Origin of the sequence: Streptococcus pseudopneumoniae (genome assembly GCF_001070815.1) — a bacterium.
Lineage (GTDB): Bacteria > Bacillota > Bacilli > Lactobacillales > Streptococcaceae > Streptococcus > Streptococcus pseudopneumoniae_P.
Genome location: NZ_JVLX01000026.1, coordinates 11,582 through 37,146 on the forward strand (window position 1 = coordinate 11,582; position 25,565 = coordinate 37,146).

The 25,565-nt window shown below is 38.6% G+C and carries 25 protein-coding genes and 1 pseudogene; 22 read left to right on the forward strand and 4 right to left on the reverse strand.

The genetic code is table 11. The features are described 5' to 3' along the window. The first annotated feature begins 77 nt into the window (after positions 1-77). From lepA to ADG81_RS02890, 14 genes are all read left to right on the forward strand, one after another. Positions 78-1,901 (forward strand): translation elongation factor 4, encoded by a 1,824-nt coding sequence (lepA, locus tag ADG81_RS02820; RefSeq protein ID WP_001047207.1) that lies wholly within the window; start codon positions 78-80, stop codon positions 1,899-1,901. 260 nt (positions 1,902-2,161) lie between these two features. Then, positions 2,162-2,638 (forward strand): PTS sugar transporter subunit IIA, encoded by a 477-nt coding sequence (locus tag ADG81_RS02825; RefSeq protein ID WP_000521974.1) that lies wholly within the window; start codon positions 2,162-2,164, stop codon positions 2,636-2,638. Between the two features lie 38 nt (positions 2,639-2,676). After that, positions 2,677-2,982 (forward strand): PTS sugar transporter subunit IIB, encoded by a 306-nt coding sequence (locus tag ADG81_RS02830; RefSeq protein WP_000590547.1) that lies wholly within the window; start codon positions 2,677-2,679, stop codon positions 2,980-2,982. Between the two features lie 47 nt (positions 2,983-3,029). Then, a complete protein-coding gene (locus ADG81_RS02835; protein ID WP_000382513.1) occupies positions 3,030-4,505 on the forward strand; it encodes a PTS galactitol transporter subunit IIC in 1,476 nt (491 codons plus the stop codon). A 203-nt stretch (positions 4,506-4,708) separates the two neighbouring features. Next, positions 4,709-5,605, forward strand: a complete 897-nt coding sequence (locus ADG81_RS09285; protein WP_023948151.1) for an aldose 1-epimerase family protein — start codon at positions 4,709-4,711, stop codon at positions 5,603-5,605. Positions 5,606-5,889: 284 nt separating this feature from the next. Further along, complete coding sequence (gene lacA, locus ADG81_RS02845; RefSeq protein WP_000029277.1) at positions 5,890-6,315, forward strand: galactose-6-phosphate isomerase subunit LacA; 426 nt, start codon at positions 5,890-5,892, stop codon at positions 6,313-6,315. A 148-nt stretch (positions 6,316-6,463) separates the two neighbouring features. Next, complete coding sequence (gene lacB / locus ADG81_RS02850) at positions 6,464-6,979, forward strand: galactose-6-phosphate isomerase subunit LacB (RefSeq protein ID WP_001216913.1); 516 nt, start codon at positions 6,464-6,466, stop codon at positions 6,977-6,979. Positions 6,980-6,989: 10 nt separating this feature from the next. Next, positions 6,990-7,919 (forward strand): tagatose-6-phosphate kinase, encoded by a 930-nt coding sequence (locus tag ADG81_RS02855; protein WP_049502531.1) that lies wholly within the window; start codon positions 6,990-6,992, stop codon positions 7,917-7,919. 1 nt (position 7,920) lies between these two features. Then, on the forward strand, positions 7,921-8,901 hold the full coding sequence (lacD, locus tag ADG81_RS02860; RefSeq protein WP_001229119.1) for a tagatose-bisphosphate aldolase: 981 nt from the start codon (positions 7,921-7,923) through the stop codon (positions 8,899-8,901). A gap of 234 nt (positions 8,902-9,135) precedes the next feature. Further along, on the forward strand, positions 9,136-9,972 hold the full coding sequence (locus ADG81_RS02865) for a PRD domain-containing protein (protein WP_049550842.1): 837 nt from the start codon (positions 9,136-9,138) through the stop codon (positions 9,970-9,972). A gap of 35 nt (positions 9,973-10,007) precedes the next feature. Next, complete coding sequence (locus ADG81_RS02870; RefSeq protein WP_001078320.1) at positions 10,008-10,325, forward strand: PTS lactose/cellobiose transporter subunit IIA; 318 nt, start codon at positions 10,008-10,010, stop codon at positions 10,323-10,325. Next, positions 10,325-12,016 carry a lactose-specific PTS transporter subunit EIIC gene (locus ADG81_RS02875; protein WP_001037324.1) on the forward strand — a complete coding sequence of 564 codons (1,692 nt, stop codon included), beginning with the start codon at positions 10,325-10,327 and terminating at the stop codon, positions 12,014-12,016. Before ADG81_RS02870 ends, ADG81_RS02875 begins: the two co-directional genes overlap by 1 nt. A 462-nt stretch (positions 12,017-12,478) precedes the next feature. Further along, positions 12,479-13,885: a 6-phospho-beta-galactosidase gene (gene lacG, locus ADG81_RS02880; protein ID WP_049550843.1), complete on the forward strand. Its 1,407-nt coding sequence runs from the start codon at positions 12,479-12,481 to the stop codon at positions 13,883-13,885. A 41-nt stretch (positions 13,886-13,926) separates the two neighbouring features. Further along, the gene (locus tag ADG81_RS02890) at positions 13,927-14,184 is read left to right on the forward strand and encodes a DUF3884 family protein (protein ID WP_023948162.1); all 258 of its coding nucleotides are present in this window, start codon (positions 13,927-13,929) and stop codon (positions 14,182-14,184) included. A gap of 104 nt (positions 14,185-14,288) precedes the next feature. Here the strand turns inward: ADG81_RS02890 and ADG81_RS02895 are convergent, their stop codons facing one another. From ADG81_RS02895 to nrdH, 4 genes are all read right to left on the reverse strand, one after another. Then, on the reverse strand, positions 14,289-15,056 hold the full coding sequence (locus ADG81_RS02895) for a DeoR/GlpR family DNA-binding transcription regulator (protein ID WP_033685012.1): 768 nt from the start codon (positions 15,054-15,056) through the stop codon (positions 14,289-14,291). 143 nt (positions 15,057-15,199) lie between these two features. Then, a complete protein-coding gene (gene nrdF, locus ADG81_RS02900; RefSeq protein ID WP_000451386.1) occupies positions 15,200-16,162 on the reverse strand; it encodes a class 1b ribonucleoside-diphosphate reductase subunit beta in 963 nt (320 codons plus the stop codon). 189 nt (positions 16,163-16,351) lie between these two features. Next, positions 16,352-18,511: a class 1b ribonucleoside-diphosphate reductase subunit alpha gene (nrdE, locus tag ADG81_RS02905; RefSeq protein WP_049550844.1), complete on the reverse strand. Its 2,160-nt coding sequence runs from the start codon at positions 18,509-18,511 to the stop codon at positions 16,352-16,354. A gap of 80 nt (positions 18,512-18,591) precedes the next feature. Next, positions 18,592-18,810: a glutaredoxin-like protein NrdH gene (gene nrdH, locus ADG81_RS02910; RefSeq protein WP_000259240.1), complete on the reverse strand. Its 219-nt coding sequence runs from the start codon at positions 18,808-18,810 to the stop codon at positions 18,592-18,594. 350 nt (positions 18,811-19,160) lie between these two features. Between nrdH and ADG81_RS02915 the strand changes: the two genes are divergently transcribed. From ADG81_RS02915 to ADG81_RS02950, 8 genes and pseudogenes are all read left to right on the forward strand, one after another. Beyond that, complete coding sequence (locus ADG81_RS02915; protein ID WP_000146947.1) at positions 19,161-19,424, forward strand: phosphocarrier protein HPr; 264 nt, start codon at positions 19,161-19,163, stop codon at positions 19,422-19,424. A 5-nt stretch (positions 19,425-19,429) separates the two neighbouring features. Further along, positions 19,430-21,163 (forward strand): phosphoenolpyruvate--protein phosphotransferase, encoded by a 1,734-nt coding sequence (gene ptsP / locus ADG81_RS02920; protein ID WP_004241506.1) that lies wholly within the window; start codon positions 19,430-19,432, stop codon positions 21,161-21,163. Positions 21,164-21,296: 133 nt separating this feature from the next. Next, positions 21,297-21,791, forward strand: a complete 495-nt coding sequence (locus tag ADG81_RS02925; RefSeq protein ID WP_000031478.1) for a YkgJ family cysteine cluster protein — start codon at positions 21,297-21,299, stop codon at positions 21,789-21,791. A gap of 81 nt (positions 21,792-21,872) precedes the next feature. Next, positions 21,873-22,405, forward strand: a pseudogene (locus ADG81_RS02930) (ClbS/DfsB family four-helix bundle protein). Between the two features lie 537 nt (positions 22,406-22,942). After that, positions 22,943-23,674 (forward strand): hypothetical protein, encoded by a 732-nt coding sequence (locus ADG81_RS02935; protein WP_049550845.1) that lies wholly within the window; start codon positions 22,943-22,945, stop codon positions 23,672-23,674. Positions 23,675-23,824: 150 nt separating this feature from the next. After that, complete coding sequence (locus ADG81_RS02940) at positions 23,825-24,037, forward strand: hypothetical protein (RefSeq protein WP_049550846.1); 213 nt, start codon at positions 23,825-23,827, stop codon at positions 24,035-24,037. Between the two features lie 119 nt (positions 24,038-24,156). After that, on the forward strand, positions 24,157-24,849 hold the full coding sequence (locus ADG81_RS02945; protein WP_049550847.1) for a YjjG family noncanonical pyrimidine nucleotidase: 693 nt from the start codon (positions 24,157-24,159) through the stop codon (positions 24,847-24,849). A 61-nt stretch (positions 24,850-24,910) separates the two neighbouring features. Further along, positions 24,911-25,564 carry a uracil-DNA glycosylase gene (locus ADG81_RS02950; protein ID WP_049550848.1) on the forward strand — a complete coding sequence of 218 codons (654 nt, stop codon included), beginning with the start codon at positions 24,911-24,913 and terminating at the stop codon, positions 25,562-25,564. Position 25,565: the final 1 nt, after the last annotated feature.

Sequence of the window (25,565 nt, forward strand, 5' to 3'; positions counted from 1 at the left end):
ACTCCTAGCAGGGTATGGTCTTGTCAAAATGTCAAAAACAATTTATAATAAATAGATACCCTGAAAGGAAGAGAATCATGAACTTAGAAGAATTGAAAAAACGACAGGAGAAGATCCGGAACTTCTCTATTATCGCTCATATTGACCACGGGAAATCAACTCTAGCAGACCGCATTTTGGAAAAGACAGAGACCGTTTCAAGCCGTGAAATGCAAGCACAACTTCTGGATAGCATGGATTTAGAGCGAGAACGTGGGATTACCATTAAGTTGAATGCCATCGAGCTGAATTATACTGCTAAAGATGGGGAAACTTATATTTTCCACTTGATTGACACGCCGGGGCACGTAGACTTCACCTATGAAGTTTCACGTTCGCTAGCTGCCTGTGAGGGAGCGATTTTGGTCGTCGATGCTGCCCAAGGGATTGAGGCCCAAACCCTTGCCAACGTTTATCTGGCCTTGGACAATGATTTGGAAATCATGCCAGTCATTAATAAAATTGACCTGCCAGCTGCAGATCCTGAGCGTGTGCGTACTGAGATTGAGGATGTCATTGGTTTGGATGCCAGTGAAGCAGTTTTGGCTTCTGCTAAGGCTGGTATTGGCATCGAAGAAATTCTAGAGCAAATCGTAGAAAAAGTGCCAGCGCCAACAGGTGATGTGACGGCACCACTTAAGGCCTTGATTTTCGACTCTGTTTATGATGCTTACCGTGGAGTTATTCTTCAAGTGCGTGTCATGGATGGGGTGGTCAAACCTGGCGATAAGATTCAGCTTATGAGCAATGGCAAGACTTTTGATGTTACGGAAGTCGGTATCTTTACACCCAAGGCAGTTGGTCGTGATTTCCTTGCTACTGGTGACGTTGGATATATCGCTGCATCTATCAAGACAGTTCAGGACACTCGTGTGGGTGATACCGTTACCTTGGCAACCAATCCTGCGGCTGAGCCATTACATGGTTACAAACAAATGAATCCTATGGTCTTTGCGGGTCTATATCCTATCGAGTCAAACAAGTACAATGACCTACGTGAAGCGCTTGAAAAATTGCAACTGAATGATGCTAGTCTGCAGTTTGAACCAGAAACATCTCAGGCACTTGGATTTGGTTTCCGTTGTGGTTTCCTTGGACTTCTCCATATGGATGTTATCCAAGAGCGTTTGGAACGTGAGTTCAACATTGACCTCATCATGACAGCTCCATCTGTTATCTATAAGGTCAACTTGACCGACGGTGAGTCTATGGATGTATCTAACCCATCTGAGTTCCCAGATCCTACCAAGATTGCGACCATTGAAGAGCCTTATGTTAAGGCGCAAATCATGGTACCACAGGAGTTCGTAGGAGCTGTAATGGAGCTAGCTCAGCGCAAGCGTGGTGACTTTGTGACTATGGACTATATTGATGATAACCGTGTCAATGTTATCTATCAAATTCCACTGGCTGAAATCGTCTTTGACTTCTTTGATAAGCTTAAGTCTTCAACACGTGGTTATGCAAGCTTTGACTACGAATTGTCAGAGTATCGCCCCTCTAAGCTGGTCAAAATGGACATCCTTCTCAATGGAGACAAGGTGGATGCCCTTAGCTTTATCGTTCACAAGGACTTTGCCTACGAACGCGGAAAACTCATCGTTGATAAGCTTAAGAAAATCATCCCTCGCCAACAATTTGAGGTGCCAATTCAAGCAGCTATTGGACACAAGATTGTGGCTCGTACTGATATCAAGGCCCTTCGTAAGAACGTACTTGCTAAATGTTATGGTGGTGACGTTTCTCGTAAACGTAAACTACTTGAAAAACAAAAAGCTGGTAAGAAGCGCATGAAAGCTATTGGATCAGTAGAAGTTCCACAAGAAGCCTTCCTCAGCGTCTTGAGTATGGATGAAGAATAAGTTAACATAATTATTTTTCTTGTTAATAGCAAAATTATATAAGAATCAATAGTAAAGCAGGCTTAAATGGTCTGCTTTTTTTGGTTTTTGGAATATAAAAAAACTTTGAATGTTTGTTTATATGTTTGTTTTTATGTAACAAACTATAAAAGGAACAAAAATATAAAAAAAGAGACAAAAAACAACAAAAAATATTGACAACGATTTCATATAGTGTTATACTTATAGCATAAAGTTAATGGAAAGAAGGGAAAAACCTTATGGGATTAGATCATTTCTTTGACAAAAACCTTGTGTTTTGCTTAGAAGCGGATAATCAAGAACATCTCTTTGATCAGGTTGCTACTTTATTGGAAGAACGAGAAATCGTGACTCCAACCTATCGTGAAGCCTTGATCACGCGTGAAAAGTCATTTCCAACTGGTCTAGATATGGAATTTTTGGGTAAGGATTTGCCGAATGTGGCTATTCCTCACACAGATATTGTTCATAATCTAGCTGAAAAAGTTGTAGTGGTTCGATTAGAGAAACCAGTGACTTTCCACAATATGATTGCACCAGATAAGGAGGTAGAGGTATCCTTGCTCTTCTTTATCATTAATAACTCAAGTTCAAGCCAAACGAACATTCTTGCTCAGTTGATGGACTTCTTTACTGGAAATGGTCATCTTGAAGACCTATCAAAAATTTCTGAACCAGAAGCCCTCTATGCATATATTGCTGAAGCAATTGCTTAATCTTGTCTATTAAAAATATTAAATCGGAGGAAATCCATATGATTAAAATTCTTGCTGCCTGCGGTGCAGGTGTTAACTCAAGCCACCAAATTAAAAGTGCTCTTGAAGAAGAACTTTCAAACCGCGGTTTCGATGTTCACTGTGATGCGGTAATGGTCAAAGACGTTAACGAAGACCTTATCAAAGGTTATGACATCTTCACACCCATTGCTGCTACAGACCTTGGTTTTGATCCAGGTATTCCAGTTATCGAAGCTGGACCAATCTTATTCCGTATCCCAGCAATGAGTGCTCCAGTATTTGATAATATTGAAGCAGCTATCAAAGAACACGGGTTAAGCTAATTTTAATTTGTTAACATTCATATAACTATAAAAAGGGAGGAACTATTATGGATGTCATTATCGAACTAGCCAATAAGCTGTTCAAACCTATCTTGGATATGGGTGGGCCAATCATCATGCTGATCATTTTGACAGTATTGGCTCTACTTTTTGGAGTGAAATTCTCCAAAGCACTTGAAGGTGGTATCAAACTTGCCATCGCTCTTACTGGTATCGGTGCTATCATCGGTATGCTGAATGGTGCTTTCTCAGCATCACTTGCAAAATTCGTTGAAAATACTGGTATTCAATTGAACATCACTGACGTTGGTTGGGCACCACTTGCTACAATCACTTGGGGATCTGCTTGGACACTTTACTTCTTGCTCATCATGTTGATTGTCAACGTAGTGATGCTTGCTATGAAGAAAACTGATACACTTGACGTTGATATCTTCGATATCTGGCACTTGTCTATCACAGGTCTTTTGATTAAATGGTATGCAGACAACAACGGTGTAAGCCAAGGGGTTTCACTCTTCATCGCCACTGCAGCAGTTGTCCTTGTAGGTGTTCTTAAAATCATCAACTCTGATTTGATGAAACCTACATTTGATGACCTTCTTAACGCACCAAGTTCATCACCAATGACTTCAACTCACATGAACTACATGATGAACCCAGTTATCATGGTTTTGGATAAGATTTTTGAAAAATTCTTCCCAGGTCTTGATAAATATGACTTTGATGCTGCTAAATTGAACAAGAAAATCGGTTTCTGGGGATCTAAATTCTTCATCGGTTTCATCCTTGGTATCGTTATCGGTTTGATGGGTACTCCACATCCAGTTGCTGGCGTAGAAGATGCAGCAAACTGGCAATTAGTTATTAAAGGTTGGTTGTCTCTTGGTTTGACAGCCGGTGTATCTTTGGAACTCTTCTCACTCATCGGTTCATGGTTCATCGCTGCCGTAGAACCACTTTCACAAGGTATTACAAACGTTGCTACTAAACGTCTTCAAGGACGTAAATTTAATATCGGTCTTGACTGGCCATTCATCGCTGGTCGTGCTGAAATCTGGGCTTGTGCCAACGTACTTGCACCAATCATGTTGATCGAAGCTGTGCTTCTTTCAAAAGTCGGAAATGGTATCTTGCCACTTGCAGGTATCATCGCTATGGGTGTTACTCCAGCTCTCTTGGTTGTAACACGTGGTAAATTGCTCCGTATGATTATCTTCGGAACACTCTTGTTGCCACTCTTCCTTCTTTCAGGTACACTTATCGCACCATTTGCAACAGAACTTGCTAAAGGTGTAGGTGCCTTCCCAGCAGGTGTGAGCGAAACTCAATTGATCACTCACTCAACTCTTGAAGGACCAATCGAAAAACTTCTTGGTTGGACAATTGGTAACACTACAACAGGTGATATCAAAGCAATCCTTGGTGCTGTAGTCTTCCTTGTATTCTATATCGGTATCTTTGCATGGTACAGAAAACAAATGATCAAACGTAACGAAGAGTACGCAGCAAAAGCAAAATAATGCGCTCCTATAAAATGTAAGCTCAATGAAAATCAAAGAGCAAACTAGGAAGCTAGCCGCAGGCTGTACTAAAGTACGGCAAGGCGACGCTGACGAAGTTTGAATTGGATTTTCGCAGAGTGTAAATTGTTGAAACTAGGTTGTCATACCATTAGGAGTGACAGCCTAGTTTTTTATAAACTATCAAGAAATCGGAGAAAATAATGGTAATTGAATTAAAATCAGAACAATTAAGAGTTGAATTTAACAGTTTTGGTGGGGCTCTTTCTTCTATAAAAGATACTGAGGGACTGGAGTATTTGTGGCAAGGGGATGCCACTTATTGGAGTGGACAAGCTCCTGTTCTCTTCCCCATTTGTGGTTCTTTGAGAGAGGATACAGCCCTCTATATAGATGAGAAGGGGCAAGAAAGCAAAGGAAAGATTCCTCGTCATGGTTTGGTTCGTAAGAAAGAATTTGAATTAGTTGAACAGACAGATAATAGTGTAACTTTTGCAATTGAAGACGATGAGAATAGCTATCAGAACTACCCTTATTATTTCCGCCTAGAAATCACTTATAGCCTTACTGGCAAGACAGTACGAACTCAATACAAGATTTTCAATAAAGAAACTAGCAAGGTCATGCCTTACTTTATTGGTGGACATCCAGGATTTAATTGTCCTCTACTGGATGATGAAGTCTATGAAGATTATTATCTAGAGTTTGAGAAAGAAGAGACTTGCTCTGTTCCACGTCCTTTCCCAGAAACAGGTATGCTGGATTTTCAAGATAGAAGTCCATGGCTAGAAGGTCAAAAAGAATTAGACCTCAGCTATGATCTTTTCAGCACTGATGCAGTCACCTTAGATGAATTGCAATCTAGAACAATTGCCCTTCGTTCTCGTAAACATGATAAGGGATTGAAAGTGCACTTTGCAGAGTTTCCAAATCTCATTATCTGGTCAACTTTGAATAAGGGTCCTTTCATTGCTTTTGAACCATGGTCTGGCTTGTCAACATCTCTTGAAGAAGGAGATCATCTAGAAGATAAGAAGAATGTTCGCCTCCTAGAACCTGGTCAAGTGGATCAAATTGGTTTTGACATCGAAATTTTTTAGTTAAAAAAACACAAAAACAAACATTAATTGTTGACTTTTTTAAGAAATAGGAGTATATTATGTTTGTAAGCAACAAATGATGTTTGTCACAAACAAACAATCACTTGTTATATTCTCTTTCGTGGAGAAAGATTATTTCTAGGAAACTGATTTCCTAAACTTGAATAAGGTGTCATTCATCTCATTCAATCCAATTTGTCAATAAACTGCTAGAAAGCTTTTGTAGGTAAACTGTTAACTATAAAAGGTTTTACTAGCCTAGAAAAATAAAAGGAGTATACAATATGTCTATTGTTATCGGTGCAGATGCTGCAGGTTTGAGATTGAAAGAAGTTGTGAAAGACTTCTTGGAAAAAGAAAACTTCCACGTTGTGGATGTTACAGCTGAAGGTCAAGACTTTGTTGATGTGACTCTTGCTGTTGCTGCAGAAGTAAACAAAGAAGAACAAAACCTTGGTATCGTGATTGATGCTTATGGAGCTGGTCCATTTATGGTCGCAACTAAGATCAAAGGAATGGTTGCTGCAGAAGTATCTGACGAACGTTCAGCTTATATGACTCGTGGTCACAACAACTCACGTATGATCACTATGGGTGCACAACTTGTTGGTGATGAATTGGCTAAAAACATCGCTAAAGGATTTGTTAACGGTAAATACGATGGTGGACGTCACCAAATTCGTGTTGATATGTTGAACAAAATGTGCTAATACTCTTCAAAAATCAAGATAATCTGTTGTCAGCTCACTTTAGCTAACCTCAGTTATGCTTGCAGCTCGCTTCCTAAGCTAATCTTGATTTTTCTTGAGTAGGGATAAATGATATTAGATTTATATAATTAATCGGAGGGAATAACTAATGAGAATTGCAATTGGATGTGACCACATCGTAACAGATGAAAAAATGGCGGTTTCAGAATTTTTGAAATCAAAAGGATATGAAGTCATTGACTTTGGTACATATGACCATACACGTACTCACTACCCAATCTTTGGTAAAAAAGTAGGGGAAGCTGTAACTAGCGGTCAAGCTGATCTTGGGGTATGTATTTGTGGTACTGGTGTTGGTATCAACAACGCTGTGAATAAAGTTCCAGGTGTCCGTTCTGCCTTGGTTCGTGATATGACAACAGCCCTTTATGCTAAAGAACAATTGAACGCCAACGTTATCGGTTTTGGTGGTAAGATTACTGGTGAATTGCTCATGTGTGATATCATCGAAGCTTTCATCCATGCTGAATACAAACCATCTGAAGAAAACAAGAAATTGATTGCGAAAATTGAACACGTTGAAAGTCACAATGCTCAACAAACAGACGCAAACTTCTTCACTGAATTCCTTGAAAAATGGGATCGCGGAGAATACCACGACTAAGAGGTGACCTATGATTTTAACAGTCACAATGAACCCATCCATTGATATCTCCTATCCCTTGGATGAGTTGAAGATTGATACTGTCAATCGTGTGGTGGATGTTACCAAAACAGCTGGTGGTAAGGGTCTCAATGTTACACGAGTGCTTTCAGAATTTGGAGATTCTGTTCTTGCTACTGGTTTAGTGGGTGGCAAACTTGGTGAGTTTTTGGTTGAAAATATCGATGATCAAGTAAAGAAAGATTTCTTCTCAATTCAGGGAGAAACTCGTAACTGTATTGCTATTCTCCACGGTGACAACCAAACAGAAGTTCTTGAAAAAGGACCTGAAGTTCTTGAACAAGAAGGTCAAGACTTTTTGGAACATTTCAAAAAACTCTTGAAGTCAGTTGAAGTAGTAGCTATCTCAGGTAGTCTGCCAGCTGGCCTTCCAGTTGATTACTATGCGAGCTTGGTAGAACTTGCTAATCAAGCTGGCAAGCCCGTTGTCTTGGACTGCTCTGGTGTAGCACTTCAGGCGGTTCTTGAATCACCACATAAACCAACAGTCATCAAACCAAATAATGAGGAATTATCTCAGCTTCTTGGAAGAGAAGTTTCTGAGGATTTGGATGAATTAAAAGAAGTCCTTCAAGAACCTTTGTTTGCAGGGATTGAATGGATTATTGTTTCGCTTGGTGCCAACGGTGCCTTTGCCAAACATGGTGACACTTTCTACAAGGTAGATATTCCTAGAATTCAGGTAGTCAACCCTGTTGGATCTGGAGATTCTACAGTTGCTGGAATTTCTTCAGGTTTACTTCATAAAGAATCGGATGCAGAATTACTCATCAAGGCAAATGTCCTTGGTATGCTCAATGCTCAAGAAAAAATGACTGGTCATGTCAACATGGCCAACTATCAAGCTCTATATGATCAATTAATAGTAAAAGAGGTATAAAATGGCTTTAACAGAACAAAAACGTGCACGCTTAGAAAAACTTTCTGATGAAAATGGAATCATCTCAGCTCTTGCATTTGACCAACGTGGTGCTTTGAAACGCCTAATGGCTCAACACCAAACAGAAGAACCAACAGTGGCTCAAATGGAAGAACTTAAAGTCTTGGTAGCAGATGAATTGACTAAATACGCTTCATCAATGCTTCTTGACCCTGAATATGGACTTCCAGCTACAAAAGCTCTTGATCCAAAAGCTGGTCTTCTCCTTGCTTATGAAAAAACAGGTTATGATACAACAAGCACAAAACGTTTGCCAGACTGCTTGGATGTTTGGTCTGCAAAACGTATTAAAGAAGAAGGTGCAGATGCAGTTAAATTCTTGCTTTACTATGATGTAGATAGCTCAGACGAACTTAACCAAGAAAAACAAGCTTACATCGAACGTATCGGTTCTGAATGTGTGGCTGAAGATATCCCATTCTTCCTTGAAATCCTTGCTTATGATGAAAAAATTGCAGACGCTGGTTCTGTAGAATACGCGAAAGTAAAACCACACAAAGTTATCGGTGCTATGAAAGTCTTCTCAGACCCACGCTTTAACATTGATGTCTTGAAAGTAGAAGTTCCTGTCAACATTAAATATGTTGAAGGATTCGCTGAAGGTGAAGTAGTTTACACACGTGAAGAAGCAGCAGCCTTCTTCAAAGCCCAAGATGAAGCAACTAACTTGCCATATATCTACTTGAGTGCTGGTGTATCAGCTAAACTCTTCCAAGATACTCTTGTATTTGCTCATGAATCAGGTGCAAACTTCAATGGTGTTCTTTGTGGCCGTGCTACATGGGCTGGATCAGTTGAAGCTTACATCAAAGATGGTGAAGCAGCAGCTCGCGAATGGCTTCGCACAACTGGATTTGAAAACATTGATGAGCTCAATAAAGTTCTTCAAACAACAGCGACTTCATGGAAAGAACGCGTGTAAGCAAGTCCTCCTAGGTTAGGAACATGAATCTAAAAAAATTTTAAAAAAAGTTTTATGTAAAGGTTTACAAAACAACTTACTTGTGCTATACTTAAATCACAAGTTAATACAAGGTGAGTGTTACTAAGTAATATTAGGCATGATCACAGGTGAATTAGAAATCGGCTGATTTTCTAGTTCATTTGTGGTCATTTTTTGTACTAATATACCTTTAAGATATAAAAGGAGGTTGACATGTATCGAATTCTAAATCCAATGAATCACAATGTCTCGCTTGTCAGAAATGATAAAGGAGAAGAAGTGATTGTGATTGGTAAGGGGATTACATTTGGAAAGAAGAAAGGGGATTTGATTGCTGAACATCAGGTTGAGAAAATCTTTCGGATGAAGACTGAAGAGTCAAGAGAAAACTTTATGGCACTCCTCAAAGATGTTCCGCTTGATTTTATCACAGTGACTTATGAAATCATTGATAAGCTATCAAAGAAATATCATTATCCGATTCAAGAGTATCTCTACGTAACCTTGACAGATCATATTTACTGTTCTTACCAAGCTCTAGCACAAGGAAGGTACAAGGATAGTAATCTGCCAGATATTTCCACTAAGTATCCTGTCGCTTTTCAAATCGCAAAAGAAGCATTTGAAATTTACCGCCAGAAGCTAGCAGATCATTTTCCTGATGACGAAATTATTCGGATTGCTTATCATTTCATTAATGCCGAAGGTGAAAATGAAGTGGAACTTGTGGAGTCGATTGATAAGAGGAAAGAAATTCTCAGGAATGTTGAAGAAGTTTTAACGGACTATGCAATTCAACGAACTAAAGAGAATAACCATTTCTATGATCGTTTTATGATTCATTTAAATTATTTCTTGGATTATTTAGACAGATCTAGAGATGATAACCAATCACTTCTGGATATGGAAGATCATATTAAACAATCCTATCCAAAAGCCTTCGAGATTGGTTCCAAGATCTATGATGTGATTACGCAACATACGGGTCTTGATTTGTATAAAAGTGAACGAGTTTATCTAGTTCTACATATCCAACGTTTATTGTCATAAAAATTTAATTAAAAATATCTAAGGAGAATTCTATCATGAATAGAGAAGAAGTAACATTGTTAGGTTTTGAAATCGTAGCCTATGCTGGCGATGCTCGTTCAAAACTATTGGAAGCCTTGAAAGCTGCTGAAGCTGGCGATTTTGCGAAAGCAGATAGCTTAGTCGAGGAAGCTGGTTCTTGCATTGCAGAGGCTCACCACGCGCAAACAAGTCTATTGGCTAAGGAAGCTTCTGGTGAGGACTTAGCCTATAGTGTAACCATGATGCATGGCCAAGACCACTTGATGACAACTATCTTATTAAAAGATTTGATGCACCATTTAATTGAACTGTACAAGAGAGGAGTTAAATAATGAATAAACTAATTGCATTTATTGAGAAAGGAAAACCTTTCTTTGAGAAACTATCTCGTAATATCTATCTTCGTGCTATTCGTGATGGTTTCATTGCAGGTATGCCTGTTATTCTCTTCTCAAGTATTTTTATCTTGATTGCCTTTGTACCAAACTCATGGGGCTTTAAATGGTCTGATGAAGTTGTAGCCTTTCTTATGAAACCTTACAGTTATTCAATGGGTATTTTAGCTCTCTTGGTAGCTGGTACAACAGCCAAGTCATTGACCGACTCAGTAAACCGTAGCATGGAGAAAACCAATCAAATCAACTATATGTCAACACTGTTAGCAGCGATTGTTGGTTTGTTGATGTTGGCAGCTGATCCTATCGAAAATGGTCTTGCTACTGGATTCTTGGGGACAAAAGGTTTGCTTTCAGCCTTCCTTGCTGCCTTTGTTACTGTAGCAATCTATAAGGTTTGTGTTAAGAACAACGTCACTATTCGTATGCCTGACGAAGTTCCACCAAATATCTCACAAGTCTTTAAAGATGTGATTCCATTCACTCTCTCAGTTGTTTCACTTTATGCTCTTGATTTACTAGCTCGTCATTTTGTTGGTGCAAGCGTAGCAGAATCAATCGGTAAATTCTTTGCACCATTATTCTCTGCTGCTGATGGTTATCTAGGTATTACGATTATCTTTGGTGCATTTGCATTCTTCTGGTTTGTTGGTATCCATGGTCCATCTATTGTTGAACCTGCTATCGCAGCAATTACCTATGCCAATGCCGAAGTCAACTTGAACCTTCTCCAACAAGGTATGCACGCTGACAAGATTCTTACTTCTGGTACACAAATGTTTATCGTTACCATGGGTGGTACTGGTGCGACACTGGTTGTTCCATTCATGTTCATGTGGTTAACAAAATCAAAACGTAACCGTGCAATCGGTCGTGCTTCAGTAGTCCCAACATTCTTTGGTGTAAATGAACCAATCTTGTTTGGTGCACCACTTGTATTAAACCCAATCTTCTTCATTCCATTTATCTTTGCTCCAATCGCAAACGTTTGGATCTTCAAATTCTTTATTGAAACACTTGGAATGAACTCATTTACTGCTAATCTACCATGGACAACTCCAGCTCCACTAGGTCTAGTTCTTGGTACGAACTTCCAAGTTCTATCATTCATTCTTGCTGCCCTTCTAATCGTGGTTGACGTAGTCATTTACTATCCATTCCTTAAAGTATATGATGAACAAATTCTTGAAGAAGAGCGTTCAGGTAAATCTAATGATGAATTGAAAGAAAAAGTTGCCGCAAACTTCAACACTGCAAAAGCAGATGCTATTCTTGAAAAAGCTGGTGTAGAAGCAGCACAAAATACAATCACTGAAGAAACAAATGTCCTCGTTCTCTGTGCAGGTGGAGGGACAAGTGGACTTCTTGCGAATGCTTTGAATAAGGCAGCTGCAGAATACAATGTTCCTGTGAAAGCAGCAGCAGGTGGCTATGGTGCTCACCGTGAAATGTTGCCAGAGTTTGATCTTGTTATCCTTGCCCCTCAAGTTGCTTCAAACTTTGAAGACATGAAAGCAGAAACAGATAAGCTCGGTATTAAACTAGCGAAAACAGAAGGCGCTCAATACATCAAATTAACTCGTGATGGAAAAGGTGCTCTTGCATTCGTACAAGCTCAATTCGATTAACGATAGGGACTGTGAAACAGTCTCCTATCGTTACGGCAATCGCTATGGCGAATTTCCTAATCGCCTTGTTAATTCGTCGGTAAAAAGCTATCGTTTTTACCTCCTCATGTCACAATTCGATTAATAATAGGGACTATGAAATAGTCTCCTATCGTTACGGCAATCGCTATGGCGAATTTCCTAATCGCCTTATTAATTCGTCGGTAAAAAGATATCGTTTTTACCTTCTCATGTCACAATTCGATTAACGATAGGGACTCTGAAATAGTCTCCTCTCGTTACGGCAATCGCTATGGCAAATTTCCTAATCGCCTTATTAATTCGTCGGTAAAAGGCTATCGTTTTTACCTCCTCATGTTACAATTCGGTGACTTGGTACAAGAAGTGAGATGGAGAAGGATGGCTCACTGACTCCTCTCCTCTCACTTTTACTTTATTTAAATCAAGAAATAGGTGAAAAAAATGACAAAAACATTACCAAAAGACTTTATTTTCGGTGGCGCAACAGCTGCCTATCAAGCAGAAGGTGCTACACATACTGATGGTAAAGGACCAGTTGCGTGGGATAAGTATCTTGAAGATAACTACTGGTACACTGCCGAACCAGCCAGTGATTTTTACAATCGATACCCAGTTGACCTCAAGCTAGCAGAAGAGTATGGTGTCAATGGTATTCGAATTTCTATTGCCTGGTCACGTATTTTCCCGACTGGTTACGGTCAAGTAAATGCTAAAGGTGTTGAATTTTATCATAATCTATTTGCAGAGTGTCACAAACGTCATGTTGAGCCTTTTGTAACTCTTCATCACTTTGATACGCCAGAAGCTCTCCACTCAAATGGAGACTTCTTAAACCGTGAAAATATTGAACACTTTGTAGACTACGCTGCCTTCTGTTTTGAAGAATTTCCAGAAGTAAACTATTGGACAACATTCAATGAAATTGGGCCAATTGGTGATGGTCAATACTTGGTTGGTAAATTCCCTCCAGGTATTCAGTACGACCTTGCCAAAGTTTTCCAATCGCACCACAATATGATGGTTTCTCATGCGCGTGCAGTCAAGCTATATAAAGATAAAGGTTATAAAGGTGAAATTGGTGTTGTTCACGCACTGCCAACCAAGTATCCTTTAGATCCTAAAAATCCAGCAGATGTTCGCGCTGCTGAGTTGGAAGATATCATCCACAATAAATTTATCTTGGATGCAACTTATCTTGGAAGCTATTCAGATGAAACGATGGAAGGTGTCAACCATATCTTATCAGTCAATGGTGGTAGTTTGGATCTTCGTGAAGAAGATTTTACAGCATTAGAAGCTGCAAAAGACTTGAATGATTTTCTAGGCATCAACTACTATATGAGTGACTGGATGGAAGCCTTTGATGGCGAAACAGAAATCATTCATAATGGTAAGGGTGAGAAAGGAAGCTCTAAATACCAAATCAAAGGTGTTGGTCGTCGTGTAGCTCCTGATTATGTACCACGTACAGACTGGGATTGGATTATCTACCCTCAAGGTTTGTATGACCAAATCATGCGTGTGAAGAAAGATTATCCTAACTACAAGAAGATTTACATCACTGAAAATGGTCTAGGGTATAAAGATGAGTTCGTTGATAACACTGTTTATGATGATGGCCGTATTGATTATGTCAAACAACACTTAGAGGTCTTATCTGATGCGATTGCTGATGGTGCAAATGTCAAAGGATACTTCATCTGGTCATTGATGGACGTCTTCTCATGGTCAAACGGTTATGAAAAACGTTACGGTCTCTTCTATGTAGACTTTGAAACTCAAGAACGTTATCCTAAGAAATCAGCTCACTGGTACAAGAAAGTAGCGGAAACTCAAGTGATTGAGTAGTAGAATGAGTAATTAGATATAGAATTCTAGTGAGGCAAAAGATGTTCAAAGATTTTATCCAATCTATTTATGAAAAAGTTTATATTATCAATTTTGATAAATGTTCTCAAATACCTTGTTTGACTAATGAGGAGCTGAAAAAACTTGGGAAATGGTATGTCTCTACCGGTAAAGAATGGATTTGCCATTCAGACTATGAGCTGGAAGAATTTAAAATTATCTTTTTAAATTTTATCAGTCCTGAAGAACGGGATAACATCTCCTTTGATTCAGATTTTATGCCGTTTCAACAATCATAAAGAATCTAGGAAACTCTTTGTAAAAATCTTCATCAAAAAATGCGTCATATCAAGATTCTTATTTTCTTGATATGACGCATTTTATATTTTATCAATCCTCAGTTTTATGGTTTAGAAAGAATAATTTTTGTTTGTTTTGAAAGTTGTTCAAACGTTTCTTTGCTCAGTTTAGAATCTGAAACGATGGTATCAATATCAGAGATATTGTAGAAGGTATAGAAATCAAATTTATTGAACTTACTATGGTCAGCTAGTAAGTATTTTTTATTGGAATTATTGAGGGCGATGCGTTGAGATTCACCTTCCTCTTCACTAAAGGTCGCAATCGCATTGTCCTGAATACCATTACAGCTAACGAAAGCTTTAGAAAATTGTAAATTGGCCAAGTTTTGCAAGGTTAGTGTTCCGACAAAGGCTCCAGTGATAGAGCGATAGTTTCCACCTATTAAAATCAAATCTGTTAGTTTTCGTTCGTTTAAGATGAGAAAGACTGGTAAACTGTTTGTTACAACACGAATATTATCAATTGGAAGTTCACGGGCAAAAGATTCCAAGGTTGTCCCTGGACCAATAAAAATGGTTTCACCCTCATCAATTAAATGGCCTGCAAAACGGCTGATTTCTTGTTTTTCTGCAATCTGTAAGCTTTGTTTTTCAATATTGGAACGTTCATTGTTTAAAATAGAACCTGTGCGAATTTTCTCAGCTCCCCCGTGCACCCGAACAAGTAAATCCTTGTCTGCTAACTCTTGCAAGTAGCGTCTAGCAGTCATATCTGATACATCCAAGCGAGTCATGATTTCTTTTACAGTAATAGTTCCTTTTGTATTTACCGTTTCTAGAATATTATCTAGTTTTTCCTGCTTTAACATCGTTATCACCTCTATTTCTATTACTATTTTATCATAAAGTATTCAATCAATCAATTTAAAAAACAAAAGAAAACAAAAACAAAAATATCATGGTTGTTTTAAACAAACCATGATATTTGTTATTGCTTATAAAATAGATAACATTAGTCTAAACCGTAGTTGTAATCATCGTCTTGCATGGCTTCAACTTCACCAAGGAGGTAACCATTTCCGACTTGAGAGAAGAAGTCGTGGTTAGAAGTTCCTGTTGAAATACCGTTCATAACGATTGGGTTGACATCATCAGCTGAATCTGGGAAGAGTGGATCTTGTCCCAGGTTCATGAGTGCCTTGTTAGCATTGTAGCGAAGGAAGGTTTTGACTTCTTCAGTCCAACCAACACCGTCATAGAGGCTCTCTGTATAACCTTCTTCATTCTCGTAGAGAGTGTATAGCAGATCGTACATCCATTCTTTGAGTTTTTCTTGCTCTTCTTCAGGTAATTCATTGAAACCAAGTTGGAATTTGTAACCAATGTAGGTTCCGTGAACAGACTCATCACGAATAATTAATTTGATAATTTCCGCAACATTGGCTAGTTTGTTGTTACCAAGATAGTAGAGGGGAGTGAAGAAACCAGAGTAGAAGAGGAAGGTTTCAAGAAAGACGCTGGCAACTTTCTTTTCAAGTGGGCTACCGTTTAGGTAGATTTCGTTGACAATCTCAGCCTTTTTTTGTAGGTAAGGATTGGTGTTAGTCCATTCGAAAATTTCTTCAATCTCAGCCTTAGTATTCAAGGTAGAAAAGATTGATGAGTAAGATTTTGCGTGGACAGATTCCATAAATTGGATGTTATTGAAAACAGCTTCCTCATGGGGTGTACGGATGTCTGCGCGAAGGGCTTGAACCCCAGTTTCAGATTGCATAGTGTCGAGAAGGGTTAAACCACCAAAGACTTTTCCAACCAAGTCTTTTTCTACATTTGATAGCTTTCTCCAGTCATCCAAGTCATTTGACAAAGGAATACGTGTATCAAGCCAGAATTGCTCCGTCAGTTTTTCCCAAGTTGATTTGTCGATGACATCTTCGATGGCATTCCAGTTAATGGCTTTGTAGTAAGTTTCCATTTTGAAATCTCTTTCTGTGTTTAGTATTGCGAACTCACAATTACTTCTATTTTATCATAATTCTAGAGGAGTATCGCACAAAAAGTCGGAAGCCCGACTTTTTGTTATTTCATAGTATAGATGTTTATTCTAGTTTAGCAGGGTGAATGAATCACTTATCTGAGAAAAAGTAGTTTCCTCAAGCAAAGATTAAATCACACAGCTTTCACATTGGTTGGCACCGACTTCTCCACCATCATCTGTAAAGGTACGGACGTAGTAGATAGACTTGATTCCCTTGTTAAAGGCGTAGTTACGAAGGATGGACAAGTCACGTGTCGTTTGTTTATTTTCTTTCTTCCATTCGTAAAGCCCTTTTGGAATATCACTACGCATGAAGAGAGTGAGTGAAAGTCCTTGGTCCACATGCTCAGTTGCAGCAGCGTAAACATCAATCACCTTACGCATATCCATGTCGTAGGCAGAAGTGTAGTAAGGAATGGTTTCTGTTGACAAGCCAGCAGCAGGATAGTAGATTTTACCGATTTTCTTTTCTTGACGTTCTTCGATACGTTGCGTAATCGGATGGATAGAAGCAGAAACGTCATTGATGTAACTGATAGAACCATTTGGCGCTACAGCAAGGCGGTTTTGGTGGTAAAGACCATCTGCTTGAACCTTGTCACGAAGTTCAGCCCAGTCAGCAGCACTTGGGATAAAGATATCTTTGAAGAGTTCTTTAACACGGTCTGATTTTGGAACAAATTCGCCAGTTACATACTTGTCAAAGTAGCTTCCGTTAGCATAGTCTGATTTTTCAAAGTTGTGGAAGGTGATACCACGTTCACGCGCGATATTGTTTGATTCTACCAAGGTCCAGTAGTTCATGAGCATGAAGTAGATGCTTGTAAATTCAACAGATTCAGGCGATCCATATTCAATCAATTGTTGGGCAAGGTAGCTGTGAAGTCCCATGGCACCAAGTCCAAACGTATGAGCTTGGCTATTTCCGTGGTCGATGGTAGGAACAGCTACGATGTGTGAACTATCTGTAACGAAAGTAAGGGCACGAACCATAGCACGGATAGAACGACCAAAATCAGGTGAAGTCATCATGTTAACCACGTTGGTTGAACCAAGGTTACATGAAACATCTGTTCCCATTTGAAGGAATTCTTGAGCATCGTTGATCAAGCTTGGTTCTTGGACTTGAAGAATCTCAGAACACAAGTTACTCATGATAATCTTACCATCAACAGGATTTGCACGGTTAGCCGTATCAATGTTGACGACATAAGGGTAGCCAGATTCTTGTTGCAATTTAGAGATTTCAGTTTCCAAATCACGCGCCTTGATTTTTGTCTTGCGGATGTTTGGATTTGCGACCAATTCATCGTATTTTTCAGTGATGTCGATGTAGTTAAATGGCACACCGTATTCAAGTTCTACAGAGTATGGGCTGAAGAGGTACATTTCTTCATTTTTACGTGCTAATTCGTAGAATTTATCGGGTACTACAACACCAAGTGAAAGGGTCTTTACACGAACTTTTTCATCGGCGTTTTCTTTCTTAGTTGAAAGGAAGGCGATAATATCTGGGTGGAAGACGTTGAGGTAGACAACACCGGCACCTTGACGTTGACCCAATTGGTTTGAGTAAGAGAAGCTGTCTTCGAAAAGCTTCATAACAGGAACGACACCAGAAGCGGCTCCTTCATAGCCTTTGATAGGTGCACCAGCTTCACGAAGGTTACTGAGGGTAATTCCCACACCACCACCGATACGTGAAAGTTGAAGAGCCGAGTTGATAGAACGTCCGATAGAGTTCATATCATCAGTTACTTGGATCAGGAAGCAAGATACCAACTCCCCACGACGAGCACGTCCAGCATTCAAGAAGGAAGGAGTAGCAGGTTGGTAGCGTTGGTGGATGATTTCATTGGCAATATCGATGGCAACAGCCTCATTGCCATCAGCGAAATAAAGGGCGTTAAAGAAGACACGGTCTTCCATGCTTTCAAGATAATATTCACCGTCGTTAGTTTTCAAAGCATATTGATTGTAAAATTTATAAGCTGCCATGAAAGACTTGAATTGGAAGTTTTGGTCTTTGATAAATTGAGACAATTCTTCCAAAAACTCTGGACGGTATTTCTTGATAAAGGCTGTTTCGATGTAGTTGTGTTCAATGAGGTAGTTGATTTTATCCTTGATTGAATCAAAAACCATAGTATTTGGAACTACATTTTCTTTAAAGAAAGCATCCAAGGCTTCCTTATCTTTATGAAGCATGATTTGTCCATTGACAGGACGGTTGATTTCGTTATTGAGACGGAAGTAAGTCACGTCCTCAAGATGTTTTAATCCCATAAAATTTCCCTTATCTAATTACAAAAGAAAGGCTTCTAAGTTAGCCCTAGAAGCAGTTTCTTCTGGATGATGTACTAAGATTATGCTAATTGTTTCAGTTTTCCTGGTTGGAAACCTGAAAAGACTTCTGTTGGTGTTTGGATAACAGGAGCTGCGCTGAAACCGAGCTCTTTAACTTGATCGATGTACTCAGGTTGCTCATCAAGATTGATTTCACGATAAGCGACATTATTACTGTCCAAGAAACGTTTGGTCATCTTACATTGGACACAGTTGTTTTTAGAATAAACGGTTACCATTGTGTAACTCCTCTTTCAAAATAGATTACTTTCTTAGTATATCAGAAAATAAATTTTTGTCAATGATTTAAAACTAAATATAGTGGTCTATTTTTATGCTTAAGCTCACAAAACACAATATGTAGTGTTTGTTTTGTAAAATAGTGATGATAATCCTACAAGTAGTTTTTTGGAAAACTATATCCTGTGTTTTGTTATCTAGAATAGAAGATTTTCAGCAAGTTATCTGAAAGGAAATCGAATAAATCCCATAAAATGCTTGAAAAAAATCCTAGAAGATGATATAATACCAAATTGTAAGGGTTATCACATATAACTCAAAAAAGAAAGAACAAAAGGAGAGTCAAACTATGGCTTCTAAAGATTTCCACGTAGTGGCAGAAACAGGTATTCACGCACGTCCAGCAACATTGTTGGTACAAACTGCAAGCAAATTTGCTTCAGATATCACTCTTGAGTACAAAGGTAAATCAGTTAACCTTAAATCAATCATGGGTGTTATGAGTCTTGGTGTTGGCCAAGGTGCTGATGTAACTATCTCGGCTGAAGGTGCAGATGCAGATGACGCTATCGCTGCAATCTCAGAAACAATGGAAAAAGAAGGATTGGCATAAGGAAAATGACAGAAATGCTTAAAGGAATCGCAGCATCTGACGGTGTTGCAGTTGCAAAAGCATATCTACTCGTTCAACCGGATTTGTCATTCGAGACTGTTTCAGTCGAAGATACAAACGCAGAAGAGGCTCGTTTGGATGTAGCTCTTGAAGCTTCTCAAAACGAGCTTTCTCTTATCCGTGAGAAAGCTGTAGGTACGCTTGGTGAAGAAGCGGCTCAAGTTTTTGACGCTCATTTGATGGTTCTTGCTGACCCAGAATTGATTGGTCAGATTAAAGAAACAATCCGTGCTAAGAAAGTCAATGCAGAAGCAGGTCTTAAAGAAGTGACTGACATGTTCATCACTATCTTTGAAGGCATGGAAGACAACCCATATATGCAAGAACGTGCAGCGGATATCCGCGACGTGACAAAACGTGTATTGGCAAACCTTCTTGGTAAGAAATTGCCAAACCCAGCTTCTATCAATGAAGAAGTAATCGTGATTGCGCATGACTTGACACCATCTGATACAGCTCAATTGGACAAAAACTTTGTAAAAGCTTTTGTAACAAACATCGGTGGACGTACAAGCCACTCAGCTATCATGGCACGTACACTTGAAATTGCAGCTGTATTGGGAACAAATAACATCACTGAAGTGGTGAAAGACGGTGATATCCTTGCTGTTAACGGAATTACTGGTGAAGTGATTATCAACCCAACAGATGAACAAGCGGCAGAATTTAAAGCAGCTGGTGAAGCTTATGCTAAACAAAAAGCTGAATGGGCACTTTTGAAAGATGCTCAAACAGTGACTGCTGACGGTAAACACTTCGAGTTGGCTGCTAACATCGGTACTCCAAAAGACGTGGAAGGTGTTAACAACAATGGTGCAGAAGCGGTTGGACTTTACCGTACAGAGTTCTTGTACATGGATTCTCAAGACTTCCCAACTGAAGATGAGCAGTACGAAGCATACAAGGCTGTTCTTGAGGGAATGAATGGTAAACCTGTGGTTGTTCGTACAATGGATATTGGTGGAGATAAGGAACTTCCTTACTTCGATATGCCACATGAAATGAACCCATTCCTTGGATTCCGTGCCCTTCGTATCTCTATTTCTGAAACTGGAGATGCAATGTTCCGTACACAGATCCGTGCCCTTCTTCGTGCTTCTGTTCATGGTCAATTGCGTATCATGTTCCCAATGGTTGCCCTTTTGAAAGAATTCCGTGCAGCTAAAGCAGTTTATGAAGAAGAAAAAGCAAACCTTCTTGCTGAAGGTGTTGCAGTTGCGGATGATATCCAAGTTGGTATCATGATTGAAATCCCTGCAGCAGCGATGCTTGCAGACCAATTTGCAAAAGAAGTAGACTTCATGTCAATTGGAACAAACGACTTGATCCAATACTCAATGGCAGCAGACCGTATGAACGAGCAAGTTTCATACCTTTACCAACCATATAACCCATCAATCCTTCGCTTGATCAACAACGTTATCAAGGCAGCTCACGCTGAAGGTAAATGGGCTGGTATGTGTGGTGAGATGGCTGGTGACCAAAAAGCTGTTCCACTTCTTGTCGGAATGGGCTTGGATGAGTTCTCTATGTCAGCAACATCAGTCCTTCGTACACGTAGCTTGATGAAGAAATTGGACACTGCTAAGATGGAAGAGTACGCTAACCGTGCCCTTACAGAGTGTTCAACAATGGAAGAAGTCCTTGAACTTCAAAAAGAATACGTTAACTTCGATTAATGTCATTAACCTTGTAACCTAGTTGCAAGGTTTTTTGACGTATTTTGGAAAAGTATAGTCTAATAAAGTCCACTTTTCAATGCTCCAGAGGCATGGTATAATAGGGGAAAGTAATTAGAATAAGAGAGAAACCATGTCTAAAGAAATTGATATTGAGTACTACCACCAGCTAGCCTTACAAAAGCAGAAGGAGCATCGAAAAGTTTTAGCCAATTTAAAGAAAAAGCCACCAAAAAATCTAGATAAGATAGCCCAGCAGATTCACCAAGAAGTCTTTGCGGAGATTGATTGTACCGCCTGTGCCAACTGTTGTAAGACTTTGGGACCTGACTTTAAAGAAGCGGATATTACACGAATCGCCAAGTATTTTAAGATGAAATTACCTGCTTTTGAAGCGGAGTTTCTGCAGGTAGATGAAGATGGTGATAAGGTTTTTAAATCCATGCCTTGTCCCTTTCTAGGAGGAGATAATCTCTGTTCCATCTATGAAGTTCGTCCAAAGGCATGTCGTGAATTTCCCCATACAGACCGCAAAAAGATTCATCAAATCAATCATCTAACGATTAAGAATACCTTGACCTGTCCAGCAGCTTATCTCTTTGTTGAGAAATTAAAGGATAAGTTATAGAGATTTGCGGCTTTAAATCTTGTACAAAGATTACAGGATAAAAATTCTCATAATAACTAGAAATATGAAGGGAGAACTTCTATGCCTAGCCCAAAAACAAAAGAGGAGCTGGTGCTAGCCTCTAAGGAGAATTATGAAAATCTCAATTTCTTCATCTCTAAACTAAGTGAAGAAGAGTTGCAGACTCCTTTTGATTTTTCAAAAGACCAAAAGAAAAAGGAAACGCACTGGAAAAGAGATAAAAATCTATGGGATGTTTTGATCCATCTCTATGAATGGCAACAATTACTTTTGACTTGGGTACATTCTAATCAAGAAGATCACGTCTCCCTGAACCTTATAATTGGAAAACTTATGGAGAACTGAATGTCGATATTTGGAAGAAGCATCAGCAAACATCTTTAGAAGAAGCGGCTAGACTCCTAGAACAATCACATAGGGAGGTTTTAGAGTTGATGGAAGTTTTTAGCAATGACGAACTCTTTACCAAAGGTATCTATAAGTGGACGAGAGGGACAAGTCTAGGTTCCTACTTTGTCAGTAGCACCTCCAGTCACTATGATTGGGCTCTGAAAAAACTCAAAGCTCATCAGAAGAATTGTAAGTCTCATTAGTTCAAGTGACAATGAAATTCAGGAAAGGTTCTTATAAGTTTCGAATAGCTTAGTTCTCCTTATTTTTGAGTTATTCTAGCTTTAGAATCCTTCAAAAATTAAAATTTAAGGTAATCAATGGCTTAGAATAGTACGAAAACATTTAGTTTATAGGAATTCTAGGTCTATAATCACATGGATATTTATGAAGTTAGTGTATTCGATAGTTAGGATTGTTCTATTCTGAAAGATTTGAGCTGTCAATTGTATAGGATAGTGTTTTGCCAATGAATTTTGTTGAAAGATTCCTTGTTTTATGGTAGTCTAAAGTAAAAGAAAGCCCTACCATTATATTTGTATCTTTAATCTGACTTGGTTTAGGTCTAGAAGAGGGATAGATATTTGGGATTTTAAATAACAATTATATTTTCACTTGCAAAAAAATGTATTTCAACTTTATCTAATGTAGAAGAAGGAAATATCATAAAATGCTTATGACTTGTTGGAAAGAGAATGTGAGCTAAAAATGGATTCTCTTTACATATTAGGAGTAGGTAGATGAGTAATCTAGAGTCAATTCGTAAAGCGCATATCATCGTGTGGGGTGCCTATCTATTTTTATCATTAAGGGCGCCACTAATTAGCAGCACTGAGTATTTCTTGCTTATTTTTTTAGCGTTTCTCTATTCAATAGTATCGCTACCTATATACTCTGTGAAGAATAAAATAGTATCCATTTGTTTGGCTATAAACTCGATTCTGTTAATTAGTTTTCCAATTTTAATCAATAAATTTTTCCCAGGAAAGGTTTCTACTTATATCGTATTAATAAGTAATTTTATCCTGGAGTTCTTAATCTTTAATAAAATCGGTAAAGATTTTGATACTAGATTAGCTAGCGAGTATAGGAAAATCAGTCAATTTAAAAGTAAGATGTCTCAATCTCCTTGGATAAAATATTTAGAGATTTCTAGTTTTATATTAACTATATTTCCATTTATTCTTCATGGTACAGTTGCTAATCGTGTATTGGCTCTTATCTTTTTGATAAAAATTTGTGTAGATACGACGATAAAGTTTCTATTAAACAGAATCTTTAATTCAAGTGAGGTAATGAAAAGGAGAGCATTTTCTCTGTTTGTACTAGATTTGATTGTCTATTTATTTTTAGGCTATGTTTTAGCAATTCAAAAAGACGGATATCTGTTTTCAATTCTACTAATTTTTTCTAATTTTTCACTTCCATTTATCAGAGAAAAAGAGTATGAATTATTTAAAAATAAGAAATGAGATAAATATGGTTAAATCTTACTTCTCTTTAAAATCAAATCAGATAGAGAAAAGATATCTTATCTAGGTAACAAAGTGCTTTTAATAGAGTCACCGATTACTTGTTAGGATTATGTCCTGACCATATTCAATTAAAAGGAGAATATTCAAATGAAACATTTCTTTGCTGGTATCGGAGAGATAAAATTAACTTTCTACATTTTATATGTTTTGCTAGGTCTAGCACCTTTATTTCACACTTATATAATAAATGCTGATACAAGTGTAGGAAAATCAACTTTAATTATTATAGGAGTAGTCTCTGTATTTATTTTAACTATTGCTCGAATTTATAGAAGATTTTTCTATAATTCACTAGATTAGTATGGGTTAGTTAATCAATTGGAACTATTATTCTTTGTGATAATATACTACTTTTAAGTTTTTGCATTAATCAGCCGAATGAAGTGAAAGTTGTTTATCTTAGAAAGGAAAACACCAAATTGTCTTACAAATTTCTACTTTTCGACCTCGACCACACCTTGCTTGATTTTGATGTTGCTGAGGATGTGGCTTTGACCCAACTTCTAAAAGAAGAAGGAGTTACAGATATTCAGTCTTATAAAGATTATTACGTTCCTATGAACAAGGCTCTCTGGAAGGATTTGGAGCAAAAGAAAATTAGTAAACAAGAGCTGGTTAACACGCGCTTTTCTCGTCTATTTGCTCATTTTGGACAGGAAAAAGACGGTAGTTTTCTAGCCCAGCGTTACCAATTTTACCTAGCCCAGCAGGGGCAAACCTTTTCAGACGCTCATGAACTCCTAGACAGCCTCATTGAGCGAGATTATGAGCTGTATGCTGCGACAAATGGAATAACTGCCATCCAGACAGGGCGTTTGGCTCAATCGGGTCTAGCACCTTATTTCAATCAAGTTTTTATCTCTGAACAGCTGCAAACACAAAAGCCTGACGCACTTTTTTATGAAAAGATTGGCCAGCAAATTGCTGGATTTAGTAAAGAAAAGACTTTGATGATTGGAGATTCCCTAACCGCCGACATTCAAGGTGGCAATAATGCGGGGATTGACACTATCTGGTACAACCCTCATCACCTAGAAAATCACACACAAGCCCAGCCAACCTACGAAGCCCATTCTTACCAAGACTTGCTGGATTGTTTAGATAAACTGTAAAAAGTGGTTTAGATAGCCACTTTTTGCTATAATAGAGGCAGTAAAAACGAAGGAGTCGGCTATGGAACACTCGTCTTGGCATGATTTGATAAAGGCGCAATTACCTGAGGGTTATTTTGGGAAAATCAATCAGTTTATGGAGCAGGTATATGCTCAAGGGACTATTTATCCACCTAAGGAAAAGGTTTTTCAGGCTCTCTTGACAACTCCTCTGGAAGAGGTTAAGGTAGTGATTCTAGGGCAAGACCCCTATCACGGGCCAGGTCAAGCGCAGGGCTTGAGTTTTTCTGTTCCTGACTCTATCCCAGCTCCGCCATCCTTGCAAAATATCTTGAAAGAATTGTCAGATGATATCGGGGTTAAGAAATCTCATGATTTGACAGCTTGGGCTGAGCAAGGAGTCTTACTTCTTAATGCTTGTTTGACAGTTCCGGCTGGACGGGCTAATGGTCATGCTGGGCAGATATGGGAGCCTTTTACGGATGCTGTGATTCAGGTGGTCAATCATCTAGATAGACAAGTCGTTTTTGTACTCTGGGGAGCTTATGCACGCAAGAAGAAGGCCTTAGTTACCAATCCTCATCACTTGATTATCGAATCAGCCCATCCCAGTCCTTTGTCAGTTTATAGAGGATTTTGGGGTTCCAAGCCTTTTTCCAAGGCCAATGCATTCTTAAAAGAAACAGGACAAGAGCCAATCGATTGGCTTAGATAAG

What these genes read in the sequence shown, in the direction of transcription:
- lacD (WP_001229119.1), top strand. Translation starts at nt 7,921, where the DNA reads ATGGCTTTAACAGAACAAAAACGTGCACGCTTAGAAAAACTTTCTGAT.
- lepA (WP_001047207.1), top strand. Translation starts at nt 78, where the DNA reads ATGAACTTAGAAGAATTGAAAAAACGACAGGAGAAGATCCGGAACTTC.
- ADG81_RS02915 (WP_000146947.1), top strand. Translation starts at nt 19,161, where the DNA reads ATGGCTTCTAAAGATTTCCACGTAGTGGCAGAAACAGGTATTCACGCA.
- lacB (WP_001216913.1), top strand. Translation starts at nt 6,464, where the DNA reads ATGAGAATTGCAATTGGATGTGACCACATCGTAACAGATGAAAAAATG.
- ADG81_RS02940 (WP_049550846.1), top strand. Translation starts at nt 23,825, where the DNA reads ATGAAACATTTCTTTGCTGGTATCGGAGAGATAAAATTAACTTTCTAC.
- nrdH (WP_000259240.1), bottom strand. Translation starts at nt 18,810, where the DNA reads ATGGTAACCGTTTATTCTAAAAACAACTGTGTCCAATGTAAGATGACC.
- ADG81_RS02830 (WP_000590547.1), top strand. Translation starts at nt 2,677, where the DNA reads ATGATTAAAATTCTTGCTGCCTGCGGTGCAGGTGTTAACTCAAGCCAC.
- ADG81_RS02855 (WP_049502531.1), top strand. Translation starts at nt 6,990, where the DNA reads ATGATTTTAACAGTCACAATGAACCCATCCATTGATATCTCCTATCCC.
- ADG81_RS02925 (WP_000031478.1), top strand. Translation starts at nt 21,297, where the DNA reads ATGTCTAAAGAAATTGATATTGAGTACTACCACCAGCTAGCCTTACAA.
- ptsP (WP_004241506.1), top strand. Translation starts at nt 19,430, where the DNA reads ATGACAGAAATGCTTAAAGGAATCGCAGCATCTGACGGTGTTGCAGTT.
- nrdF (WP_000451386.1), bottom strand. Translation starts at nt 16,162, where the DNA reads ATGGAAACTTACTACAAAGCCATTAACTGGAATGCCATCGAAGATGTC.
- ADG81_RS02935 (WP_049550845.1), top strand. Translation starts at nt 22,943, where the DNA reads ATGAGTAATCTAGAGTCAATTCGTAAAGCGCATATCATCGTGTGGGGT.
- ADG81_RS02825 (WP_000521974.1), top strand. Translation starts at nt 2,162, where the DNA reads ATGGGATTAGATCATTTCTTTGACAAAAACCTTGTGTTTTGCTTAGAA.
- ADG81_RS02890 (WP_023948162.1), top strand. Translation starts at nt 13,927, where the DNA reads ATGTTCAAAGATTTTATCCAATCTATTTATGAAAAAGTTTATATTATC.
- ADG81_RS02865 (WP_049550842.1), top strand. Translation starts at nt 9,136, where the DNA reads ATGTATCGAATTCTAAATCCAATGAATCACAATGTCTCGCTTGTCAGA.
- lacG (WP_049550843.1), top strand. Translation starts at nt 12,479, where the DNA reads ATGACAAAAACATTACCAAAAGACTTTATTTTCGGTGGCGCAACAGCT.
- ADG81_RS02835 (WP_000382513.1), top strand. Translation starts at nt 3,030, where the DNA reads ATGGATGTCATTATCGAACTAGCCAATAAGCTGTTCAAACCTATCTTG.
- ADG81_RS09285 (WP_023948151.1), top strand. Translation starts at nt 4,709, where the DNA reads ATGGTAATTGAATTAAAATCAGAACAATTAAGAGTTGAATTTAACAGT.
- ADG81_RS02870 (WP_001078320.1), top strand. Translation starts at nt 10,008, where the DNA reads ATGAATAGAGAAGAAGTAACATTGTTAGGTTTTGAAATCGTAGCCTAT.
- ADG81_RS02950 (WP_049550848.1), top strand. Translation starts at nt 24,911, where the DNA reads ATGGAACACTCGTCTTGGCATGATTTGATAAAGGCGCAATTACCTGAG.
- ADG81_RS02875 (WP_001037324.1), top strand. Translation starts at nt 10,325, where the DNA reads ATGAATAAACTAATTGCATTTATTGAGAAAGGAAAACCTTTCTTTGAG.
- lacA (WP_000029277.1), top strand. Translation starts at nt 5,890, where the DNA reads ATGTCTATTGTTATCGGTGCAGATGCTGCAGGTTTGAGATTGAAAGAA.
- nrdE (WP_049550844.1), bottom strand. Translation starts at nt 18,511, where the DNA reads ATGGGATTAAAACATCTTGAGGACGTGACTTACTTCCGTCTCAATAAC.
- ADG81_RS02895 (WP_033685012.1), bottom strand. Translation starts at nt 15,056, where the DNA reads ATGTTAAAGCAGGAAAAACTAGATAATATTCTAGAAACGGTAAATACA.